Origin of the sequence: Bradyrhizobium sp. AZCC 1610 (genome assembly GCF_036924515.1) — a bacterium.
Lineage (GTDB): Bacteria > Pseudomonadota > Alphaproteobacteria > Rhizobiales > Xanthobacteraceae > Bradyrhizobium.
In genome coordinates, this window is the sequence record NZ_JAZHRR010000001.1 from 24,241 (window position 1) to 46,215 (window position 21,975).

A 21,975-nucleotide genomic window follows, 5' to 3' on the forward strand; every position below is an offset into this window, starting at 1 on the left:
CGGATCACGGCCTCAATCGCGCCGCGACGTGATCGTGATCCGGTTGTGGCGTGCGCCTGTCGCCGCAGCCGGCAGTTGCGCAAGCAGGCATCTGCAGGAAAATCCCGGTTGCGTTGCCCGCGACCGCCCTTGTAGCATTGAAACCGGCCGATCTTACAGAGCCTGCAAAGTTAGACGGGGAAGCCAGCCATGACCGCGCAACCGACGCCCGATGGGACGCCGAAGGGCGCCTGGAAAATCACTTTCCTGCTGTTCCTGTTCATGCTGGTGAACTTTGCCGACAAGATCGTGGTGGGCCTCGCCGGTGCGCCGATCATGGACGAACTGAAACTCTCACCGGAACAGTTCGGCCTGCTCGGCTCCTCGTTCTTCTTCCTGTTTTCGATCTCGGCCATCGTCGTCGGCTTCATTGTCAACCGCGTCGACACCCGCTGGGTGCTGCTCGCGATGGCGGTGATCTGGTCGGTGGCGCAGTTTCCGATGGTCGGCACCGTCAGTTTCACCACGCTCGTGATCTGCCGCATTATCCTCGGTGCCGGTGAGGGGCCAGCCTTCGCGGTGGCGGCGCATGCCGTCTACAAATGGTTTCCCGACGAGAAGCGGACGCTGCCCACCGCCATTCTCTCGCAGGGCTCCGCATTCGGCGTGATCCTCGCGGTGCCGGCGCTGAACTGGATCATCGTCAATCATAGCTGGCACTACGCTTTCGGCGCGCTTGGCGTGGTCGGCCTAATGTGGGTCGTGGCGTGGCTGGTGATGGGCAAGGAGGGACCGTTGGTGCAGACGGTCGCGATGGCCGCAGCCGATCCGCGCGTTCCCTATTTCCAGCTCCTGACCTCGCGGACGTTCATCGGCTGCTGCGCTGCGACCTTCGGGGCCTATTGGGCGCTGTCGCTCGGGTTGACCTGGTTCACGCCGTTCATCGTCAAGGGACTCGGCTTTTCGCAAAAGGATGCAGGCTGGATTTCAGTGCTGCCCTGGGTATTCGGCGCCACTATCGTACTGCTGACAGGATGGATTTCGCAGGTGATGCTGACGCGCGGATACACCACGCGCGGCGCTCGCGGCGTGCTCGGCTCGGTGCCGCTGATCGTCGGCGGGTTGATCCTCGCGGTGCTGCCGCACGTCAACGGCGCGGGATGGCAGATCGCATTCCTCGTGGTCGGCTCCGGGCTCTGCGGCTCGATCTATGTCGTCTGCCCGCCGATGCTCGGCGAATTCACGCCGGTCCAGCAGCGCGGCGCCGTACTCGCAATCTATGGCGCGATCTATACGCTGGCGGGGATGATTGCCCCTTCGGTGATGGGCGTCGTGATCCAGAACGCGGCGGTGCCGCTCGACGGCTACATGACCGGCTTCACCATCAATGCGGTGGTGATGGCGGCGTCGGGCCTACTCGGGCTCTTGCTGCTCTGGCCGAATTCCGAGCGCAAAAGGTTGATGGCTCAGGCGACGGTGCAGCCGAAATTCGCGTGAGTTTCGTAGCCCGGATGGAGCGAAGCGCAATCCGGGACCGGTCGATCCGGTTGTGAGATCCCCGGGTTACGCTTCGCTCCACCCGGGCTACGCCTCTCGCCTAACTCGCCGCCGCGTCCATCCGCGGCTTACCGCCCTGCGCGCCCCGCACCAGCCGCCCCGGCCTTGCGCCGGTGGCCTTGCCGCCGCGCTGCGTCACCATGCCTGACACGATGGTGGCCTCATAGCCGTCGACCTGCTGCATCAGGCGGCGTCCGCCGACCGGCAGGTCGTAATGCACTTTCGGTGGATGCAGATGCAGCCGGTCATAGTCGATCACGTTGACGTCGGCCTTGAAGCCCGGTGCGATCACGCCGCGGTCGTGGAGCCCGATCGACAGCGCGGTCTTGCGCGACTGCGCCGCCACCACGAACGGGATCGACAGCTTTTCGCCGCGGGTGCGGTCGCGGGTCCAGTGCGTCAGGAGATAGGTCGGGAAGCTGGCGTCGCAGATGATGCCGCAATGTGCGCCGCCGTCGGAGAGGCCCGGCACCGCATTGGGATCGCGCAGCATCTCTCTGATAGCATCGAGATTGCCGTCGGCATAATTGAGGAACGGCACGTACAGCATGCCGCGGCCTTCGTCGGTGAGCATCGCGTCATAGGCGAGTTCTTCCGGCTGTTTGCTCTGGCGAGCCGCTTGCGCGCCCAGGGTATTTTCCGGCGGCTGTTCGTAATCCGGCGGGTTTCCGAGCAGGTACATCTTGTCGTAGTTCGGCCGGAAGAACAGCGGATCGTCGGTCGCGGTCGCGTGTTCGCTCAGGATGGCTTTCCGTACCTCCGGCTGGCGCAGGCGCGCGAGCCGCTCGACGAGCGACAGATGCGCGATGGCCTGGTAGCTCGGATGAGTCTGGAACGGGTTGCGCGACAATTCCAGACCGAGCATCAGCCCGACCGGGCGGGCGGCTATCTGCGCGGTGATCGACAGGCCGCGCGCGGAAGCGTCCCTGATGGTGTCGAGCGTCTGGCGCCAGCGCTGCGGCGCCTTGTCGTTCTGCGTGATCGAGAACGACACCGGGATCTTGGTGTTCTCCGCCACCCGCAGCATCATCGGCAGGTCTTCGTCGATGCCGGAGAGATCGAGCACGAACTGAAACACGCTGCGGCCTTGCGCATGCATCGCAGCCGCAATCGCGGTCAGTTCATCCTCGCCGGCTTTCAGCGTCGGCGTGAAGTCGCCAGTCGAGGTGCGGTGGTTCAGCGTGCGCGACGTCGAAAAGCCGAGCGCGCCTGATCGCACGGCATCAGCAGCCAGCGCCGCCATCGCCTTGTTGTCTTCAGGTGTGGACGGATCGCGCCGCGCGCCGCGTTCGCCCATCACGTACACACGCAGCGCCGCGTGCGGCAGTTGCGCGCCGATATCCATGTCGAAATTTCGCTTCGACAGCCACTCCATGTAATCCGGAAAACTTTCCCAGGCCCAGGGGATGCCGGCGCTCAACACCGGCTCGGGGATGTCCTCGACGCCTTCCATCAACTGGATCAGCCTGACATGGTCGGCCGGACGGCAGGGCGCGAAACCGACGCCGCAATTGCCCATGATCGCCGTCGTGACGCCGTTCTGCGAGGAGGGCGTGATGTCCTGGCTCCAGGTGACCTGGCCGTCATAATGGGTGTGGACGTCGACGAAGCCCGGCGTGACCAGTTTGCCCTTGGCGTCGATCTCTTCCTTGCCTTTGCCCGCCACCTTGCCGACTTCGGTGATGCGGCCGCCGGAGATAGCCACATCGGCTTCGAACAATTCGCCACCCTTGCCATCGGCAATGGTGCCGCCGCGGATCACGAGGTCGGGGGTCGAGGTCATGGCTTCCATCCCGCATCTGTTTTGTTGGCGCATCATCGGACGCCGTCTGATGCTGTCAACCGCCGGGGATGAGGCTCAGGAATGCATCGGCAGGTAGTTACGCCTTGACGGGTTCCGCCGGCTTGCGGTCGGTAACCAGCGCCAGCAGGACCGTCAGCACCATGAAGATGACGGACGCGCCGAATACCCAGTGCGGCAGGCTCTGGTCCATGATCCAGCCGAACAATAGCGGGCTGAGGATGCCGCTGAAATTGAAGCCGGTGGAGACGATGCCGAACGCGCGGCCCGCTGCGCCTGCCGGTGCGGCGTTGCGGACCAGCATGTCGCGCGAGGGCGCGATGACGCCGCCGAGGAATCCGGCCAGCCCCATCGCGGCGGTCAGCACGACCGACGGCAGGTTGATCGTCGCAATGACCGTGATGATGACGGCGTTGATGGCAAAACACGCCGCGGCGACATTGCCGTGCCGCTGGGTGCGGTCGGCGAGATAGCCGCCGGCCAGCACGCCGGCCGCGCTGGCGCCGAGAAAGGCGGTCAGCGCGATATTGGCAGCCGAGAACGTCACGCCATAGCCGCTCATCAGCGCGACCACGCCGAAATTGCTGATGCCGGCATTGGACAGGCCGAGCAGCATGAAGAAGATCGTCAGCACGATGATATCAGGCGTGACGATGCTCAGCTGCGGCGTTGGCGCGCCATCGGTCTTGCGATCGGCCGAGCTCGCATCGGGAATTCGGACCGCGATCAACAGCAGTGCCACAACGGGGCCGACCGCGCCGGCCACGATCAGGGCGCCGAGACCGCCGACGGTTGCCACCAGCGTGGCCATGATCGCAGGCGCCACCGCGCCGCCAAGGAAGCCCGCAAAGGTGTGGACCGAAAACGCCCGGCCCATTCGCGCTTCATCCATATGCGTCGACAGGATCGCATAGTCGCACGGGTGATAGACGCTGTTGGCGAGGCCGAGCAGGGCGGCGCAGACGATCAGCGAGACGTAGCTCAGATGCAGGCCGAGCATGATCAGCGCCAGGCCGCCGACGGTGAGGCCGATCAGCAGGACCTTTCGCGCGCCGATATGGTCGGCAAGATAACCGATCGGCGCCTGCGTCAGGCCGGAGACGACGCCGAACACGGTCAATGCGAAACCGAGCTCGATGTAACCGACGCCGAGTTGCTCCTTCAGGAACGGAAACAGCATCGGCAGCACGAAAAGATGGAAATGGCTGACCCAATGGGCGGCCGAAATCGCAGCCAGCGTACGCAGCGAAGTGTCCGCTTTGGCTTGTTGCGGTGCGGCCAGAATGTAGACCATGTCAGCTCAAAATCCCGTGTCACTTGCGGCAGCGGCGAAGATCGAAAATATCGTCCAGCCGCTATTTGTCCATGAATACCGCTGCATGGCTGCCCCGGCGGAGGGCTGGGACGCGCCGATTGCATCATTAAATCGGGAGACAAAGGCGGCCCGGCGCGGCAATGATCCGGCATGCCTGATCCCGCAAAACCGCTCCGGGTGCTTGTCTCCGAAGGTTCCTCTACCTCGGCCCGGGAGGCGATTACGATTCTGGGTCTTTCGGGCCATCACGTTGAGATCTGCGATCCCTCGCCGTGGTGCCTTGCGCGGTTCTCGCGCTTCGTCCGGAAATTTCACCGTTGCCCCGGACTGCGGAATGACCCCGCCGGCTATCTGGCGTTCATCGAGCAGCGACTGGCCGACGGGAGATTCGACGTTCTGCTGCCGACGCATGAGCAGGGATTTTTGTTTGCCCGGGCGAAGCAGCGCATGGAAGGCCGCGCCGGTCTCGCACTGCCGAGTTTCGCGAGCTACCGTACCGCGCACAGCAAGGCAGGCTTCAGCCGGCTGCTCGATCGCTTGATCCTGCCGCAGCCGCCGACGCAAATCGTGACGTCGGCGCAGCAATTGCGTGAAGCCGTCCGATTTCCTGCCGTCGTCAAAACTTCGGTCGGCACTGCGAGCCGCGGCATCTGGTTCATACGTAATGCCGACGATCTCGAAAGCGCGCTGCACGATCTCGGCGCCGGCGATGCATTTGCCGACGAGATTTTGGTGCAAGACCTTGTCGCTGGCACGACCGAGAAGGCGCAGTCGGCATTTTGCCGCGGCCAAATGGTCGGCTTTCATGCCTATCGGCAGGTTGCCGCGGGGGTTGGCGGCGGCGAAGCGATCAAGCAGAGCGTGAGGCGGCCCGTCGTTCGCGCTCACCTCGAAAAGGTCGGACAAGCGCTCGATTGGCATGGTGCGCTATCGGTCGACTACATCATGCCCGATGATGGTGGCGCGCCGTTGCTGATCGATTGCAATCCGCGGCTGGTCGAGCCAATGAACGCGTATCGCGCCGGTGTCGATCTGGTCGGGCTCCTGCTTCTGATATCGCTGGCCGAGACGCCGACGGCGTTGCCGGAAAGCCGCGAGGGCGTACTCACGCATCTGGCGATGCAGGCGCTGCTTGGATGCGCGGCGCGGGGCGGCACGCGACGCGATATTGCCAGGGAGTGCCTGCGCCTGTTTGCGAACAGCGGGCCTTATGCCGGCAGCACCGAAGAACTCACGCCGGTGGAAGCGGACTGGATCAGCGCCGTGCCGCTGGCGGTGACGGCGGCATTGCTGCTGGCTTCGCCGAAGTCAGCGGTCCAACTCGCGCGTGGTGGATTTGGCGCACATCTGCTCGATCTGAAGAGCATTCGGATGATTGAGGAGGAGGGGTTTGGCTAACCTCAACTCGTCATCGCCCGGTCCGCACATCAAGCCGGGCGATGACAATCCGGTGTGCCGCGCTACAACGGCTCATCGTCATTGCCGTGGCGATCACGCTTCGGCGTGGCGATGTCGCCGTCCTCGTAATCATCGTCCTCGACCGGAATCCGTTCCGGCTTCTTCGGTTTGTCGTCCGCCGGTTTCGGAGGCACGTTCTTCTTGCCAGTTCCGCCCATGTGATGCCTTTTTTCGCCGGATGAATCGACGTTGCTCTGCGTGCCGATTCGGGGTAACCGCATGATCTCAATCTGATCGCGTTTGGCCGGCATGTTAGCGCTGACCACAAGAACTTTCCTGCCCTTTTTGCGGCGTTCAGTCCAAAGGGCCTTCACACGGAGCCAGCATGAAGAAGCCCCGCACTGCGGCGGACGAACCGCAGCCGCGCAAAATCATCCGCGCCGACAAGGCGCCGACCACCGGTTACTCGCTGGTGGTGGACGGTCATTTCAAATCGCATCACGACACGGTCGAGGCCGCCGAAGAGGTGGGCATGGCCTTGAAGAACCGGTTTCAGATGCTTCAGGTTCAGGTCTACGATGCCGAGAACAAGACGCGTTCGATGATCGATTGGCCGGGGCCGGCGTAGCGCTGCGGATATCCGACTTTACTTTTCGTCGCGGCCGGGCCACAAGCGCGAAGACACGCTTCGCGCCCGGGCATGACGAGACACCCGTAAGAGTCCGGCCTCAGGTTCGCCGTCCGCCGTTCTGCTGGCTCGCCAGCCAGTCGGACAGGGCCACCGGCTTCTCGTTCGATCGCTTGGTGCCGGCAGGTGCCTTCTTTGCGGCCTTCGCGGCGGGAGCACGTTGCGGCTCGGCGGCCTCGCGCGCGAGCCGCAACGCCTTCAGCTTCGCCATATTGTCGAGCACGGACTTGGCGCTGGCGTCGCGTTCGGCCTTGCCGGATCTCGCGTCTTGAGCTGCCCTTGCCACCTTGTCGGCGCGTGCCTGGGCGCGATCACGATCCTCTTTCGTCATTTCAGGTCAGCCTTTTTTAGCGGCCTTGGTCTTGGCCTTGCTTTTGACCGCCGGTTCCGGCGGGTTTTCACGGTCGGCCGCTTCCTTCGCCAGACGCAGCGCACGCAATTTCTCGGTCCGCTTTCGGATCGCGACGTCGGCGGCCGCGATCTCGGCCATCGCCTTGATGCCTTCGACTTCCTGGGTGCGCTTGCGATTCAGCCGGATTTCTTTCAGTTCGGCGGCGCTCTTCGGCTCATCGTTCATGTCATACCTCTGAAATCACGACAGATATCGTCGAGCGGTCTTGGGGCGGTTTATCACGGATTGAGGCGCTGAGGATGTTATTTTCGGTCGAAAAAGGCGCACTTTCTTGTCAAATCAGCCCTCATGATAAAGGGCCGCTTCGTCGTCGGCCTCGTCTGGGGTAGCCTGATCGAAGCTCGCAAGCCAGGCGCTCAGCGCCGCTGACGTATGTCCCTGCGACCTCATCTGCCGCAACGCAATGCGGACGGCAGTCCGGCCGTGGCGGTCACCGGCCACCGCCGTGGGCGGCTCGCCGGCAAGCACCGCATCGATCACGCGCCGCTTGGTCGCAAGTTCCACGGGATCGCCGCACACGGCCATCATCCGCTGAAAGGCATGATGGTGCGTGGCGTCGAACGGCCGGGTCTCACCCAGGCCGTCCCGCGCCGGATGCGGCGGATAGAGATGTGCGCAGGGAACGAGACCTTCAGGGACCGGCTCGGTCGCGGGATGTGTTCTGCCGCTTTTCAGAAGTCGGGGCAGCACATGCGTATGCGGGCCTTCCGGGCTCTTGCCCGATGGCGGCGGGATCGGCTGATAGACCTCGATGCGGCCGAGCCGGCTGATGAAGACGCGGTGCGGATTGGCCGCGAGGATCATTGCCATGGCGGGATTGCCGGGTTCGAACACGGCGCGGCCTGAGTGTTTGCGCAGCCGCGCGGCGAGGCTGTGATCGCCGATCCGGACGCAGAAATCCGCCTGCAGCGCGCCGAGACCGAGATCGAACAGAACGGAATCCCGATCTGCCTCCCGCGGCGCGTCATGATCGGGGCCTATCTCGGTCAGCGCGACGCGCTGGTTCATGGCGCAATCATCTTGCGGCAGGCAAAGCGCGATCCTTTGATTCCATCCGGTCCTGGTGATGCCCTCCGACGCAAAGGGGCGGATCGCAGCATGAGGTTTGAGGGCGATGCCGCCACGCGGCGTCACGGCCGAAACGACTTCCGCCGACTGGACGAGGCGCACCGGCTCGCCATGGTCGCGCGAAAATTCGGCGATGGCGCCGAAGGTGCCGAGGCTCCATTGCGTCTCGGGATTGGATATTTCCCGCCGCAGCAGATCGATGGCCGATGACCCGTTCATGTCCATCGGCGTGGCGGGATCGGTTCGGGCATGGCTCAATATTCTCTCTGGCGATATGCCAAAGAGAATACTGGCTTGTCAGGGCGGAACAAGCCGGTCCGGCCCGGAGGCCGAACCGGCTGTCGGATCAGAACGTCGCGCCAGCCTTCACCATGTAGGTCCGTCCGGGCAGCGGATAGGCCGAGAAGCGGCCCGGCGTGAACGAGCTGGCGATGGCGTAGTCGTAGTACTGCGCGTCAAACAGGTTGTTCACGCTAAGCGACCAGAAGAAGTGTTCATAAGCGCCGCTCAGCTTCAAATCGACGGTGGCGTCGGCCGGAATACGCCGTTGCGTGTTGGCCTGGTCATTGTCCATGATGCGTTCGCTCCAGGCGCGGAGTGTGGCATCGAACACCAGATAGTTTTGCCAGATGTTCCAGGTCACGCCGCCCATGGCTGTATAGCGGGAAACCAGTGGCACGTCGTTGCCGGCGAACGGCCCCTCGCGAAACACGGCGCGCGTATAGGCCGCGCCCGCCCGCAGCGACAGGGTGTCACTGACGCGCAGCGACGCACTGGTCTCTGAGCCGTAGCGGCGGGTTGGATCAAGATTGACGTTGAAGAACAGCGCCGGGATGAAATGGATCTCGTTCTCGAGGTCCATGTTGTAGATGCTCGATTGCATCTGGAATGCGCCGGCCTTGACGCGAAAACCGCCCTCGACGTCGTGCGAGGTCTGGGTTTTCAACTGAAAGGTCCCCGGAACGAAGAAAGGCCCGCTGGAGACGCGTTCATCGACGGTCGGAGTACGGAACGCGCGCGCGGCGCGGCCAAACAGCGAGAATGTGTTGTTGAGCCGGTGCTCGAGCCCGACGTGCAAGGCGTATTGCGTCTCGTTGCTGTCCAGCGGCGAGGCCTGATCGCTGCAATTAAAGAACATGGCGCAACCGGGCGCGTTGGCGTCGAACCGATCCCGGGCGCTCAGGCTGGTGTTTTGAATCCTGGCGCCATAGGAGAAATCGGTCGTCGGCAACAGGCCTACCGTGTGCTGCCAGTAGCCGGCCAGCGTCTGCTGCGACAGATCGTAGATGTGGGTCGGCGCAAGGCCCTTGAACGCCCCGCGGTCCTGGCGGAACGTCGCATCGTAATAATCGATGCCGGTCAGGATATGTGAGGGCACCCCGAGGATCGAGTTCTTGATGCTCAATCGTGGCGTGATCGACCAGGTCTGCAATGACGCGTCATTATAGGTGGAGGAGAAACTCGGAAGTGGCGATGCAAACGGTATCGCGCCGAAGAATCCGCTTTGCGTTTTCTTGTCTCTGACGCCGCCATCGACGATCAGTTCGGCGCCGTTCCACAGGGTCTTGGTGAAGCCGGCGGTCGCGCTGGCGCCCTGCTGGTTGCCGTAATCGAACGGCGTATTTGTACCCCTGCGATCGGTGACGAGCTGATTTAGCCCGATCGAGGGATCGACGGTGCGTCCGCCCGGAAAGCCGAGCTTCTGGTCGTCGCCAGTCACCGTAAGGAAGGCCTTGAGGTCGGGCGTGGTGTAGTTGAGATTGCCGACGCCGTTGCGCTGGTCGAGCGCGTTATTGGCGCGATAGCCGTCGGACTTGATGGCGTTGCCGTAGAACGACGTCGACCACGGTCCCGAGTTAAGCGCAGTCGAAACCGACGCCATGCGCTGATTGAAGGAGCCGACACCGGCCTCGGCGCGCATGGCGACAGGCGGCCCGCCGACGCCGTTCTTCAGGACGATGTTGATAACGCCGCCGACTGCATTGTCGCCGTAGAGCACCGCGCCGCTGTTGCCGCGCGTGATTTCAATGCGCTCGATCGAATCGCGCGGAATGGTCGAAAAATCGACGCCGGCCATGTCGATGTCGTTGAGCCTTCGGCCGTTGATGAGAACCAGGGTATTTGAGGTCGCGAACGCGCCAAATCCGCGGAGGTCGACGCTGGTCTTGGCGCCGTTGACGCCGCCATACAGGCTGGTCAGCTGCACGCCGGGCGTTTGCGCGATGATTTCCTGCAACGTTTGTGCGGGCGAATGCGCTATCTCTTCGGCGGTAATAACGGTCGCCGCCGTGCCGACGATGCCTGAAAACTGCCGGCCGCCGCTGCCGTCCGCGCCTTGCGAGGCGCTTTGCGATGCGACGTTCGAGCCGGGCCCGGCGGCGGGCCGCGTGCCGGTCGACGGCGCAGCCGCCGGCACGACGCGGCGTGACGTCGATCCCTCGTCGTAGGTTGGCTTGGCGCGGGTCCGGTTCGGATCGGTGGGCGAGGTGACCTCGATCGGCGGCAATTGCTCGACCGTCGTCTGCTGCGCCTCTGCGCCGGAAATGCCAAGCGATACGGTGGTTATCAGGAAACTGGAGGCAAGCCAGAAGCGGCGCTGCCGCGTGGCGCTGGTGGAAGACATGGTTCAGACCTCGGTATGACGTCAGTGGCACGTCACAGCGAACCAAGTCTCACCATGTGCTAACACAGCTTAGGTGAAGCTAATGCCTGTACTCCCCGACCGACATCTTCGCGTGTGACCACGGCTGACGGCAGGTCTCCTGGCTCGCGGGTCGCTACCCTTCGTCGCCTTCCCAGGACCGAGATTCCCAGTGGCCTATGACGAAGGATTCGCCGCTTACAGTTGCGGGGGCAGCCGCGGAATAGGGGAGCTTCCCCGCACCGCATTCCCTTTTGATCCCCAAAACGGGAACCGTCGGGAACTATGGTAGAAGTTTGTCAAAGTCCGAGTCAATCCGCCTTGGGCGCGCTCGCGGTCCTCACTGGGCGAGTGCGCTATTTTTGCCGCATGAGCACGCCTGCCTGCGCTCCTGTACCGGGGCGCGGGTAAAACTGCTTTAGGACGATCGATGAGTGTTGAGGCCGTAACCGTGACCAACGAGGATGCCGCGCGCCGCCGGATCGGCGCGACGGCGGCGCTTGCCGTTCTCGTTGTGCTGCTGGTGCTGATCTCGCTCGGCATCGGGCCGGTGCGGCTGTCGCCGCTTGCGGTGACGGAAGCGCTGTTCGGCGGCGGCAGCGACGTGGCGCAGGTTATCGTGCGCGAAATCCGCCTGCCGCGGACGCTGCTGGCGCTGGCGATCGGCGCCATCCTCGGGCTATCAGGCGCGTCGCTGCAGGGCCTGCTGCGCAATCCGCTGGCTTCGCCCTCGCTGTTCGGCGCGCCGCAATCGGCAGCGTTCGGCGCCGTGCTGGTGATCGCGCTGGGGCTGGCCGACGTGCGCTCCTACGCGCTGCCGGTCGCGGCGATCTGTGCGGCGTTCGTTTCGGTGTTCGTGCTGCTCTCGATCGCCGGCCGCAATGCGGGGCTTTTGATCCTCATTCTCTCGGGGCTTGCGATTTCGAGCTTTGCCGGCGCGGCCACCGCACTGGTGATGAACCTCTCCAGCAACCCGTTCGTGGTGCTGGAGATCGCGTTCTGGCTGCTCGGCTCGCTGGAGGATCGCAGCTTTCAGCACGTTTTCCTTGCGCTGCCGTTTATCATTGCCGGTGCGACCATGCTGTTCAGCCAGCGCCATGCCTTTCGCGCGCTGAGCCTGGGCGAGGAAACCGCGCAAAGCCTCGGTGTAGATGTCGGACGTCTGCGGCTGTTCGTGATTTCGGGCGTCGCGCTCGGCGTCGGCGGCGCGGTCGCCGTCACCGGCACCATCGGATTCATCGGGCTTGTTGCACCCCATCTGATGCGGCCGTTGATCGGCCACGACCCGGGGCGGCTGTTGGTGCCGAGCGCGCTCGCAGGCTCGGCGCTGTTGCTGGCGGCCGATATTGCGGTGCGCATCATTCCCTCGACATCGGATATCAAGGTCGGCGTGCTGACTTCGATCATCGGCGTTCCGTTCTTCCTCTATCTGATCATGCGCGAGCGCCGCTCGCTCGGCGGAGGGGTCGCATGAGCGAAACGGCGCTTCTGATCGCAAAGGGACTCGGCGTGCGGCTCGCCGGCCGCGTCGTGCTGAAAGACGTCTCGCTGGCGCTGGAAGCTGGACATCTGGTGGCGCTGGTCGGGCCGAACGGCGCCGGCAAGACCACGCTGTTACGGGCACTGGCGGGATTGATCCCGTCCGAGGGCGAGATCGAGATCGGCGGCCAAACCTTGTCGTCGCTGCCACTGCGCGAAAGGGCAAAACGCTTCGGCTATTTGCCCCAGGGGCATGTCGTGCACTGGCCGCTGCCGGCGCGCGATATCGTGGCGCTCGGCCGCTATCCGCATGGCGCGACCGATCCGGCGCGCCTGTCGCCGAAAGATGCCGATGCGGTGCTGCGGGCGATGCAGGCGGTCGACGTGATGGCGTTCAGCGATCGCCGCGTCACCGAATTGTCCGGCGGCGAACGCAGCCGCGTCGCGCTGGCCCGTGCGTTGGCGGTGGAGGCGCCGGTTATTCTGGCGGACGAGCCGACCGCCTCGCTCGACCCGCGGCACCAGATCGACGTTATGAAGAATTTGCGCGCGACCGCCGACAACGGCGTGCTCGTCATCGTGGTGACGCATGACCTCGGCCTCGCGGCGCGGTTTGCCGACCATGTGCTGGTGCTGCGTGAAGGCCGCCTGGTGTCGCAGGGTGCGCTGGCAGAGGCGCTGTCCGAGCAGGTGATGGCGGATGTGTTCCGGATCTCGGCCTATCGCGCGGAGTACCAGCGCGAAGCGGTGATCGTGCCGTGGGCGGATATCTGATGCGACGGCGGCGGGCACTTCTGGTCGCGATAATGGCGCTCGCGTTGCCGGGTAGCGCCGCGTCGGCCGCCAATCTGCCGCGCCTGGTGTCGATGAATGTCTGCACCGATCAATTGCTGCTGACGCTTGCCGACCCCGAGCAGATTCTGGGATTGAGCCGGTTTTCGCGGGACGGCTGGCAATCGCAGGCGGGCGACATCAGCCGCTATCCGGTGTTATCAGGAGGAGCCGAGGACGTTCTGCTCATCAGGCCCGACATCGTCGTCACCAGCGCGTTCGACAAGCGTTCGACGCGGGAGCTGTTGAAGGCCAAGGGGCTTCGTCTCGCCGAACTCGCGGTGCCACGGACCCTCGACGAAGCGCGGCAGCAGATCCGCGAGGCCGGCGATATCACCGGGCACCCGGATCGCGCGGCTGTGGCAATCGCGCGGCTCGATGCGGCGCTGGCGCGCGCTCGCCGGGCGGTCTCAGAACGGCATTATCGCGTGCTGCCGTTGTCGCGGCGCGGCTGGGTGGCGGGCAGCGACAGCTTTGTCGGTTCGCTGCTTAGTGAAATTGGCTTGCGCAGCGCGGCCGGCGATCTTGGCTTCGCCTTCGGTGGATTTGCCTCGCTGGAGGCGATCGTGAACTTGAGACCCGATTTCATCGTGGTTTCGCAGGCCGGCGACACTGCACGGGACGACGGCCAGGCATTTCTTCTGCATCCGGCGCTGGGGCGCTTCTATCCGCCGGAAAAGCGCATCGTGATTCCGGAACGCATGACCGAGTGCGGCGGCGTGTTGCTGGCGGATGCGCTCGATGCGCTGACGGCGGAGGTGCAGCGGGTGGGAAAATGAATTCGTAGCCCGGATGGAGCGAAGCGCAATCCGGGAATCTTTTTACGTCGCCCCGGATTTCGCTGCGCTCCATCCGGGCTACGATCTTCAACCCGTCACCACCGGGCCGCCGATCTTCTTCCACGCGTCAATACCGCCTTCGATATGCGCGGTGTTGGCCAGCCCTGCGTTCTTGGCGGCGGCTACCGCCATCGCGGAACGTTCGCCGAAGGCGCAGAAGAACACCACGCGGCGGCCGGTGGCGGCGGCGACTTCGCGCAGCATGCCGCCGGGCTTGAGGCTCTCGGCGATGCCGGGGTAGGGCGCATGCAGCGCGCCTGAGATCGTGCCGTGCTTGGCGCGTTCGCTGGTTTCGCGCAAATCGACCAGCAGGATGTCGGGCCGGCCGAGATTGTTGATCGCGTCGCGGGCGGACAGCGCGAGCCCCTGCCTGGCAAGCTCCTCCTGGTGCAGGCCGACATGCATATTGGCGGGCACCGCGACGTCCATCATCTTGGGGTTCGGCAGCTTCAGGTTGGCCATCAGCTCGATATATTCGTCGACCGAGCGCACCTGCAGCCGCGGATTGTAACGCCGCTCCTCGCCGATGGTGGAAACCGTGTCGCCCTTGTAGTCGTGGGCGGGAAACACCATGGTTTCGTCAGGCAGTTTCAGCAGCCGGTTGAAAATCGATTCATATTGTGCGCGCGAAGAGCCGTTCTGGAAATCGGTGCGGCCGGTGCCGCGGATCAGCAGCGTATCGCCGGTGAAGACGCGATCGCCCATCAGGTAGCTGTAAGAGTCGTCGGTGTGGCCGGGCGTGTACATGACGTCGAGGCTCAGACCTTCGATCATCACCTTGTCGCCGTCGGAGACCCGCATCGACACCACGTCGGCTTTGCTCTGCTCGCCCATGATGGTGATGCACTGGGTGCGGTCGCGTAGTTCGCCGAGGCCCGTGACGTGGTCGGCGTGCAGATGGGTGTCGACTGCTTTCACCAGCCGCAGATCGAGCTCGCGCAGGAGTTGGCAGTAGCGGTCTGCCTTTTCCAGCACGGGATCGAGGATCAAAGCCTCGCCGCCGGCACGGCTCGCCAGCAGGTAGCTGTAAGTGCCCGAAACGCTATCGAAGAGCTGACGAAAGATCATGGCCGATACCGCAGCGAGTTGATCTCCGACAATACCACATCAGGGCCAGATGTAGCTCCAGCCCTGCTCTTCACGTCATTGCGAGGAGCGTTAGCGACGAAGCAATCCATGCTTTGGGTGGCGGCGGTCATGGCCGCACCAGCGTATACCCATTCTCCGTCAGAAACAAAATCTGCGCCACGCCGACCTGCACCGGCGTTGCCGCTGATATGAACTCCGGCCGCTTGCCGTTCTCGCGTTCAAGCGTATCGACGGTGTTGAGGCAGATGTCGAAACGCGCGCCCTGCGCCACCAGGCTCTCGACCATCTTGCGGTTGGGATTTTCCGGGCGCAGCAGCTCGATGCCGGGCCCGAACGCCACGACCTCGATCGCGACCTTGTCGGGATCGTAGAATTTCATCAGGTTGCTGGCGACACTGAGTACGAGTCCCTGCTTGCGCGGGTCGTTGTCGGAGAGCTGCAGCACGATCTTGTGCTCCGCAAACGGCTTGTCCTGCAACGGTGCCTGCTGGGCGCGGGCATCGGAAGCGGCCGCTGCGATCAATGCCGCTGCGGCCATGGTGCGAATGATGGTCGAAAAACCGCTCATCCCTTTCCCGCAATGCCCGGATTGTCTTCGACGCCTTTCAGCGTGACGCCCGGCGGCGCCCGATTGGGCGGCTTACCTGAACGGAGATGCCTGGCGACCACATCCCAGATCGGCGCGCCGGTCTGCTCGTTGACCGAGGCCCAACCCGCCACCTTGTAACGCTTGCCGGCTTCCAGCGCACGGCCGTTGTCGAGCTTCACATCGGAAATCCGCTTGCCTACGGATTCGGCTGGCGTGCATGCGTAAGCGAGCCCGCCGACGCGGACCATGTCGCCGCCCTGCTGGTAATACGGATCGGTGTTGAAGAGATTGTCGCAGATGTCTTCCAGCATGTCCTTGATCTGGCCGCCGGTCATGGTCTGGATGTAGGTCTCGGGATAAGTGACGGCGGTCTGCGCCAGCACGTCCTCCATCGTCAGCGGCTGGCCTGCCAGCGCGGTGGTGCCCCAGCGAAAACCCGGCGACAGCGCGATCTCGGCGTTCAATTCGCCGAGAAGCGCGTCGCAGATGAGCTGGTCCATGCTGCCGCTGAAATTGCCGCGGCGATAGAGCAGGCGGTCGGCCACACCGGTCTTCTCGTCGAGGCTGGCCGCATGCGGCTCGCGCGTCTTGTCGATCAGCGCCTGCATTGCAGGATCGGGCTTCAGCAGCTCCGAGAACACCGGCAGCAGCCGGTAGCGCACATTGCTGACCTTGCCCTTGCCGATGTCGAGATCGAGTACCGCCAGAAATTTGCCGTTCGAACCGGCATTGGTGACGAGCGTGACGCCCGCCGGATTGATCACGGGAATCGGCTGCGGCACGGCGTCGTGGGTGTGGCCGCCGAGGATGACGTCGATGCCGGTGACGCGGCTGGCGAGCTTGAGATCGACATCCATGCCGTTATGCGAGAGCAGAATGACGGCATCGACCTTGTCGGTGTTGCGATGGGTATCGACGAGCTTTTGCAGTTCCTCGTCGCGGATGCCGAATTTCCAGTCCGGCGTAAAACGCTTCGGGTGCGCGATCGGCACATAGGGGAACGCCTGACCGATCACGGCGACACGACGCCCGCCGATCTCCTTGATGACGGACGGCTTGAAGACGCGCCCCGAGGCCGGATCGAACGCCTTGGCGTCGTTGAAGGCGGCTTCCTCGGTGAGAAAGACGTTCTGCGCGAGGAATTCGCCCTTGAAGCGTTCGAGGTTGGCGCGCAGCGCCTTCTCGCCATAGGTGAATTCCCAATGACCGGTCATCGCCTCGATGCCGAGCAGGTTGGCCGCATCCACCATGTCGGCGCCCTGCAGCGTGTTGGAAAGGCCGCTGCCCTGCCAGAGATCGCCGCCGTCGAGCAACAACGCGCGCCCTGCGCCGGCCTCGCTGCGCATCCGGTCGACCAATGTCTTCAAATGCGCAAAACCGCCGAGCTTGCCGAATCTTCCGGCGGCTTTCTCGAACTCGATGCAGGTGAAAGCATAGGCGTCGGCACTGTCGGGCCGGATGCCGAAGCGATCGAGAAACGCCCGCCCGACCAGATGCGGCGGGTTGCCGCGCATCGGTCCGACGCCGAGGTTGACGCTCGGCTCACGGAAGAACACCGGCCTGAGCTGCGCATGGGTATCGGTGGTGTGCAGGATGCGGGCATTGCCGAAGCGCTCGAGATCGTAAACGCCCGCATTCTCGGCGCCGCGCGCCAGCCGTGGCAGGCTGCCGGACAGGGTGGCTGCGCCCGCTAGCGTCAGGAAATCGCGGCGGCGGATGGTCATGCGGGTCTCAGCGCGTCGTAACAGTTTCAGCGAATTTCCATATCCCTCCAGCGGGTCTTCTCGCTGGTGGCCTGGAAGATCGAAGCCTTGGCCAGGGCCTCGGCTTCCTTGGCCGACGCGGTGGCCTTGTCGAAATCGCCGGCATCAGCCGCCTTCTTCGCCGCCGCCAGCGTCGACGCCGTGGTAGTCCATTGGTTGCGCAGCTTGCCGGCCTCCTTGTTGGCGGCTTCAGCCGCGGCGTACGCCGCCTTGAAGTCGTCCTCGGAGCCTGCGGCAAGCGCGGATGTCCCGCCCGCGGCAAGCAGCGCCAGAACCAATGCGGATTTGAGCGTCCTGTTCCTCATGGCCGCGCTCCCGGACCCGATATCGGTAGTCCGTTGCTGACATAGGACAAATAGTATTCGACGTTGCGATATTCATCGTCCTGCGGGCTGAGCGGTACGCCGCGGATCTGGCTGTTGCAGGTGGTGAAGCGCCGGCTGGTGGTCCCCATGCCGCTCCACTCCGAGCGGTAGATCGGCATCGCGTTGACGATGCCGAGCGCGGGCGCCAGGATTTCGGCGCGGATTCGCTCGCCCGGGCTCTGCACATGGCAGGTGGCGCAGGAGAAGTTAAGCTGGCCGCGCCGCGTGTAGAAATATTCCTTGCCGTTCTCATAGGCTTCGAGCGCGCGCGGATCGTTCGGGATCTTGATGTCCATCGGCTTGCCGCGCGAGGTGAAGGCCATATAGGCGGTCAGCGCAGCCATTTCGTCCTTCACATAGGAGAACGGCGGTTCACCATTGGCCTCGCGGCAGCGGTTCAGAGCCAGTTCGAGCGTGATGACCTTGCCTTCCTTCTCGTCGAAGTAAGGGTAGTTCTGGCGAACGCCGATGCCCTTATTGGGGAAGCAATCCTCATAGCTCTTGCCGTTCTTGAACGGCTTGGAAAACATCTCCTTGCCCATTTCGAGCGCGAACTCGTAGGGCGGGAATTGCTCCTTGTCCTGCCACTGCCGGTACAGGTCCTCGTTCATCGAATAGGGGCCGTTGACGAAATCCTCGAGTTTGACCTTCGGGAATTTGTCGGTGAAAAATTTCCTGAACGCCTTGGCGTCGGCGACCGGATCGACCGTGTCGGCCGCGCCCGAGGGTAGCGCGCCCGCCAACGTCAGAGCCGCGAGCGCAAGCGCGGCGGAAGCCAGATAGATCGCGGATCGCAGCTTCATTGGATCTTCGCCGTGGTGGTATCGGTCGCGCCCTTGCTGTCGACCCAGCTAATCTTTAACTCGTCGCCCTTCTTGGCGCCCTTGAAGGCGAATTTGACATAGGGATCCTTGGAGATGCCACCGCCCCAGTCGGCGGCGAACACGTTCTTGCCGTCATGCTCGAAGGTGAGCTGCTGGATGAAGTGCGGCGGAATGGTCTCGCCCTTGGTGTTCTTGACGAAGCCGGAATCCATCGGATGCTGGATCAGTACCTGTACTTCGGTCGTCTCGCCGCTCGAAGTTGCGCGCACGCGAATAGTGGATGCCATCTGAGTTTTCTCCTAGCCCATTATTTGGCCCATGATCTTGTCGGAAAACCGGTGCCCACCTTTCCGGATCATGCGCGCTACCCGTTAGCCGCCGCAGCCGCCGACGGTGACCTTCACTTCCTTGCTGGCGCTATAGAGTTTGCCGCCGGCTTCCACCAGCACCGTCACATTGCTGGTCTTCGCCATCTTGATACGGTTGGCCACGCTCGGGATCGTACCGGCGGGAATGCTGTACTTCGCGATCAGGACGTTTGGATTTTCGCTGACCAGGAACGCGATCGAAGTCACATCGGCAAGCGTCGTAGAGACCGAGATCGGCACCACGGCGCCGTTCTCGGCGATTTCAGGCGCGTCCATCTTCACCTTGTCCGAAGGCTCGGCAGTCTTGCCGTAGAGCAGCTTGATAGCGTCGGCGTCGCTCTTCTGCTTGAAGGCTTCTTCCGGATATTTGTCGTTGGCCGCCGCGAACGCCCTCGAGAGGTCGAGAGGGACAACGCCAAGGCCGATCAGCGTCACCACGCCGGCGCCTTTCAGAATCAGCCGCCGCGTCCCCGAAAATTCATTCTCGATAGTACTCATCCAAAAATCTCCTGAAGCGCGCAGCGTTCAAAGTGTTTGCAGGAAATCCACCACCGCGTTGATCTCCTTTTCGGTCAGGATCCGGTTGCGTCCGAACGGAGGCATCACAGTCAGCGGATTGCGCAGGGTCTCGTCGTTGAGAATGGCGACGAGATCCTCGCGCTTGGGATATTTGCTCTTGATGTCGACCAACTCGGGCCCGATCGTGCCGGGCAGGTTGCCGCCCTTGATGGCGTGACAGGTCAGGCAATTGCCCTTGCTGCGGTCGAAGGCGAGCTTGCGGCCTTCGTCCACCGCGGACTGCGCCTGCGCGGTGCCACTGGAAGCGAAAGCGCCGATCACCAGCGCCAGCATGAACGCCGGGAGCTTTGCGGATTTCGTCGGAGAATGATCGGTCACAGGCGTTTCCGTAATTTCTATTTCGGTTGCATCGTGTCGAGCGGTCCGGTCGTGCGCGGCGTCAGGCTCCTGCCCTCGGCCGTCGACGATATCCTGACACCGGCGGCACCGAGGCATGCGTTCATGCACGGTTTGGCCATCGTATCAGGTCGCGGGTCGGTCCATGTGAAATTGTCGCGATTGCGCATTTTGACTTTCGGCAAACTGTTGCGATCGGCAACGAATTCATTGGGGACGAGATTGTTCAGGCTCAGAATATAGGCGGTCAAAGCATAAACGTCGTCCGCTGACAATGTGTGCGGCGCGGCCATCGGCATGGCGCGGTTAATATAGTCCCATAGGGTCGGGGCAAACGGCCAGTAGCTGCCGACCGTCGGCTCCGGGCGCTCGTCCCGGAGCGATCCCACGCCGCCCACCAGCTTGGGAAAGCGGCCTTCGCCTTCACCGAAGGTTCCATGACAGGCGGCGCATTGCTCGGCATAGACGTCGGCGCCCCGGTCAACCGTGCCCTTGCCGGGCGGCAGGCCTGCTCCGTCTTCGCCGCGCACGTCGATATCCCATCCGGCGATCTGTGCCGGCGTCGCCACGCTGCCGTAACCGAAATAGCCGGGCTCGGCCGCGCCTGCGAGGCCTCCGGCCGCAAGCAGGATGGCCACGATCGGCAGGCAAATCTTACGCGAGCTGTACATTGAAGACGCTTCCGTCTGATTTGACCTGCCAGGTCTGGATCGAACTGTTGTGATAGACCGAGTTCGAGCCGCGCTGCTTTCGCAGCTCCGCAATTGTCGGTTGCACGTAACCGGTCTCGTCGATGACGCGGGATGCGACCAGCGCCGGGCGGCCGTCCCAGCGCCAGGGCAGGGTGAATTTCGTCAGCGCTTTCGACAGCACCGGTTCGTGCAGCCGCGCGCTCTGCCAGTTGACGCCGCCGTCCACGGAGACGTCGACGCGCCTGACCTTGCCGTTGCCGGTCCAGGCCAGTCCCCTGATCTCATAGAGGCCGGGCCCGTCGAGCGGCTTTTCAGGGCAGGGAAAGGTGATGACGGATTTGGCGTCGATCAGCCAGGTGAAGCCGCGCGAGGTGCCGTCCGGCATCAGGTCGGTGTATTTCGAGGTTTCCTCGCGGGAGTGCCACGGCTTGTCGCCGAGCTTGATCCGGCGCAGCCACTTGATGTTGACGTTGCCTTCCCAGCCCGGCACCACCAGCCGCAGCGGATAGCCCTGTTCGGGCCGCAGCGCCTCGCCGTTTTGCGCGTAGACCACGAGACAATCGTCGAGACATTTGTCGAGCGGGAGGCTGCGGTTCATGTGCGCGCCGTCGGCGCCTTCGACCATCGCCCACTTCGCTTCCTTCTTGACGCCTGTCTCCTCCAGCAGCGTCGATAGCCTGACCCCGGTCCATTCGGCGCAACTGACCATGCCGTGGCTGAATTGCAGCGAGTTCATCTGCGCGGCGCGCCAGTTCATGCCGCCATTGGCCGGGCATTCGATGAAATGAATGCGCGATATCGATGGGAAACGCAGGATGTCCTTCATGGTGAGCAGCAGCGGGCGCTCGACCAGCCCGTGGATCATGAGCTTGTGCTGCGCCGGATCGATGTCGGGCCGGCCCGCGTGGTGGCGCTCGAAGAATAATCCATTGGGTGTGATGATGCCGTGCAGGTCCTGCAACGGCGAAAAGCTCACCGACGATTCCGCGCTGGCGGTGAGCCAGGGGACGTTGCGCCGGATGACGGAAGCTTCGGTATCCGCCGGCCGGCCATAGGGCTGGTCGACCACGCCTGCGCCGATCGATTGCGACCAGGGGGCGTCTGCGGGGGGAGCCTCCTGCGCGGGGTCGGCGATTACGGGTTTGCCGCCAAGGGCGAGGCTGCCGGTCAGCGCCGCGCCGAGGGTGAGAAAGCTGCGTCGCCCCACGAGCGCGTCCGAGCCGACAAGATCGGAGAGAGCAAGTTTGCTGCGTAACGGGTTATGCCGCACGTTTTCTTCCCCTCACGGCCACATCGCCGCATCATTTCTTGCTTTTTTGAACCGATATCGACATTTGCTAATTTAGTCAATGCTAAACAATG

General features: G+C 63.6%; 23 protein-coding genes and 1 riboswitch. Of the genes, 6 read left to right on the forward strand and 17 right to left on the reverse strand.

Annotated features, from left to right (window positions below; translation table 11 throughout):
• Positions 1-189: 189 nt before the first annotated feature.
• Entirely contained in the window at positions 190-1,476 is a 1,287-nt protein-coding gene (locus tag V1279_RS00090) for an MFS transporter (protein ID WP_334431418.1), read from the forward strand.
• Positions 1,477-1,576: 100 nt separating this feature from the next.
• On the opposite strand, the gene V1279_RS00095 is transcribed toward V1279_RS00090, so the two are convergent.
• A complete protein-coding gene (locus V1279_RS00095) occupies positions 1,577-3,319 on the reverse strand; it encodes an N-acyl-D-amino-acid deacylase family protein (RefSeq protein WP_334431419.1) in 1,743 nt (580 codons plus the stop codon).
• Positions 3,320-3,416: 97 nt separating this feature from the next.
• Positions 3,417-4,631 carry an MFS transporter gene (locus V1279_RS00100; protein ID WP_334431420.1) on the reverse strand — a complete coding sequence of 405 codons (1,215 nt, stop codon included), beginning with the start codon at positions 4,629-4,631 and terminating at the stop codon, positions 3,417-3,419.
• Positions 4,632-4,802: 171 nt separating this feature from the next.
• Here V1279_RS00100 and V1279_RS00105 point away from each other — a divergent pair, with 171 nt between their 5' ends.
• Positions 4,803-6,050, forward strand: coding sequence for a hypothetical protein (locus V1279_RS00105; protein ID WP_334431421.1), 1,248 nt, complete (start codon positions 4,803-4,805; stop codon positions 6,048-6,050).
• A 62-nt stretch (positions 6,051-6,112) separates the two neighbouring features.
• Here the strand turns inward: V1279_RS00105 and V1279_RS00110 are convergent, their stop codons facing one another.
• Positions 6,113-6,331, reverse strand: coding sequence for a hypothetical protein (locus V1279_RS00110; RefSeq protein ID WP_334446755.1), 219 nt, complete (start codon positions 6,329-6,331; stop codon positions 6,113-6,115).
• Between the two features lie 104 nt (positions 6,332-6,435).
• On the opposite strand from V1279_RS00110, the gene V1279_RS00115 reads away from it, so the two are divergent.
• Positions 6,436-6,678, forward strand: a complete 243-nt coding sequence (locus V1279_RS00115; RefSeq protein WP_334431422.1) for a hypothetical protein — start codon at positions 6,436-6,438, stop codon at positions 6,676-6,678.
• A 100-nt stretch (positions 6,679-6,778) separates the two neighbouring features.
• Here V1279_RS00115 and V1279_RS00120 read toward each other — a convergent pair whose 3' ends face one another.
• The 4 genes from V1279_RS00120 to V1279_RS00135 all read right to left on the reverse strand — a co-directional run bounded on the left by V1279_RS00120 (position 6,779) and on the right by V1279_RS00135 (position 10,841).
• Complete coding sequence (locus V1279_RS00120) at positions 6,779-7,069, reverse strand: hypothetical protein (RefSeq protein WP_334431423.1); 291 nt, start codon at positions 7,067-7,069, stop codon at positions 6,779-6,781.
• A gap of 6 nt (positions 7,070-7,075) precedes the next feature.
• Positions 7,076-7,315: a transcriptional regulator gene (locus tag V1279_RS00125; protein ID WP_212420111.1), complete on the reverse strand. Its 240-nt coding sequence runs from the start codon at positions 7,313-7,315 to the stop codon at positions 7,076-7,078.
• Between the two features lie 114 nt (positions 7,316-7,429).
• Positions 7,430-8,476, reverse strand: coding sequence for a DUF6925 family protein (locus V1279_RS00130; protein ID WP_334431424.1), 1,047 nt, complete (start codon positions 8,474-8,476; stop codon positions 7,430-7,432).
• 88 nt (positions 8,477-8,564) lie between these two features.
• Positions 8,565-10,841: a TonB-dependent receptor gene (locus V1279_RS00135; RefSeq protein ID WP_334431425.1), complete on the reverse strand. Its 2,277-nt coding sequence runs from the start codon at positions 10,839-10,841 to the stop codon at positions 8,565-8,567.
• 112 nt (positions 10,842-10,953) lie between these two features.
• Positions 10,954-11,152: riboswitch (cobalamin riboswitch) on the reverse strand.
• 137 nt (positions 11,153-11,289) lie between these two features.
• On the opposite strand from V1279_RS00135, the gene V1279_RS00140 reads away from it, so the two are divergent.
• Genes V1279_RS00140 through V1279_RS00150 form a run of 3 tightly spaced genes read left to right on the forward strand, consistent with a single transcriptional unit; the run spans position 11,290 to position 13,948 of the window.
• The gene (locus tag V1279_RS00140) at positions 11,290-12,333 is read left to right on the forward strand and encodes a FecCD family ABC transporter permease (protein ID WP_334431426.1); all 1,044 of its coding nucleotides are present in this window, start codon (positions 11,290-11,292) and stop codon (positions 12,331-12,333) included.
• A complete protein-coding gene (locus V1279_RS00145) occupies positions 12,330-13,112 on the forward strand; it encodes an ABC transporter ATP-binding protein (protein ID WP_334431427.1) in 783 nt (260 codons plus the stop codon). The genes V1279_RS00140 and V1279_RS00145 overlap by 4 nt, the downstream gene beginning before the upstream one ends.
• Complete coding sequence (locus V1279_RS00150; RefSeq protein WP_334431428.1) at positions 13,112-13,948, forward strand: ABC transporter substrate-binding protein; 837 nt, start codon at positions 13,112-13,114, stop codon at positions 13,946-13,948. Before V1279_RS00145 ends, V1279_RS00150 begins: the two co-directional genes overlap by 1 nt.
• An 87-nt stretch (positions 13,949-14,035) precedes the next feature.
• Here V1279_RS00150 and V1279_RS00155 read toward each other — a convergent pair whose 3' ends face one another.
• The 10 genes from V1279_RS00155 to soxC all read right to left on the reverse strand — a co-directional run bounded on the left by V1279_RS00155 (position 14,036) and on the right by soxC (position 21,784).
• Positions 14,036-15,076: an MBL fold metallo-hydrolase gene (locus V1279_RS00155; RefSeq protein WP_334431429.1), complete on the reverse strand. Its 1,041-nt coding sequence runs from the start codon at positions 15,074-15,076 to the stop codon at positions 14,036-14,038.
• 127 nt (positions 15,077-15,203) lie between these two features.
• Complete coding sequence (locus V1279_RS00160; RefSeq protein WP_442894709.1) at positions 15,204-15,665, reverse strand: DsrE family protein; 462 nt, start codon at positions 15,663-15,665, stop codon at positions 15,204-15,206.
• Positions 15,662-17,410: a thiosulfohydrolase SoxB gene (gene soxB, locus V1279_RS00165; protein WP_334431430.1), complete on the reverse strand. Its 1,749-nt coding sequence runs from the start codon at positions 17,408-17,410 to the stop codon at positions 15,662-15,664. Before soxB ends, V1279_RS00160 begins: the two co-directional genes overlap by 4 nt.
• Positions 17,411-17,436: 26 nt before the next feature.
• On the reverse strand, positions 17,437-17,754 hold the full coding sequence (locus tag V1279_RS00170; RefSeq protein ID WP_334431431.1) for a hypothetical protein: 318 nt from the start codon (positions 17,752-17,754) through the stop codon (positions 17,437-17,439).
• Positions 17,751-18,617 carry a sulfur oxidation c-type cytochrome SoxA gene (gene soxA / locus V1279_RS00175; protein ID WP_334431432.1) on the reverse strand — a complete coding sequence of 289 codons (867 nt, stop codon included), beginning with the start codon at positions 18,615-18,617 and terminating at the stop codon, positions 17,751-17,753. Before soxA ends, V1279_RS00170 begins: the two co-directional genes overlap by 4 nt.
• Positions 18,614-18,925: a thiosulfate oxidation carrier complex protein SoxZ gene (gene soxZ, locus V1279_RS00180; protein ID WP_334431433.1), complete on the reverse strand. Its 312-nt coding sequence runs from the start codon at positions 18,923-18,925 to the stop codon at positions 18,614-18,616. The genes soxA and soxZ overlap by 4 nt, the downstream gene beginning before the upstream one ends.
• A gap of 84 nt (positions 18,926-19,009) precedes the next feature.
• A complete protein-coding gene (soxY, locus tag V1279_RS00185; RefSeq protein ID WP_334431434.1) occupies positions 19,010-19,504 on the reverse strand; it encodes a thiosulfate oxidation carrier protein SoxY in 495 nt (164 codons plus the stop codon).
• 27 nt (positions 19,505-19,531) lie between these two features.
• Positions 19,532-19,858 (reverse strand): sulfur oxidation c-type cytochrome SoxX, encoded by a 327-nt coding sequence (gene soxX / locus V1279_RS00190; RefSeq protein WP_334446110.1) that lies wholly within the window; start codon positions 19,856-19,858, stop codon positions 19,532-19,534.
• Between the two features lie 62 nt (positions 19,859-19,920).
• Complete coding sequence (locus tag V1279_RS00195) at positions 19,921-20,592, reverse strand: c-type cytochrome (protein WP_334431435.1); 672 nt, start codon at positions 20,590-20,592, stop codon at positions 19,921-19,923.
• Positions 20,576-21,784, reverse strand: coding sequence for a sulfite dehydrogenase (soxC, locus tag V1279_RS00200; protein WP_334446112.1), 1,209 nt, complete (start codon positions 21,782-21,784; stop codon positions 20,576-20,578). The genes V1279_RS00195 and soxC overlap by 17 nt, the downstream gene beginning before the upstream one ends.
• Between the last annotated feature and the right edge of the window lie 191 nt (positions 21,785-21,975).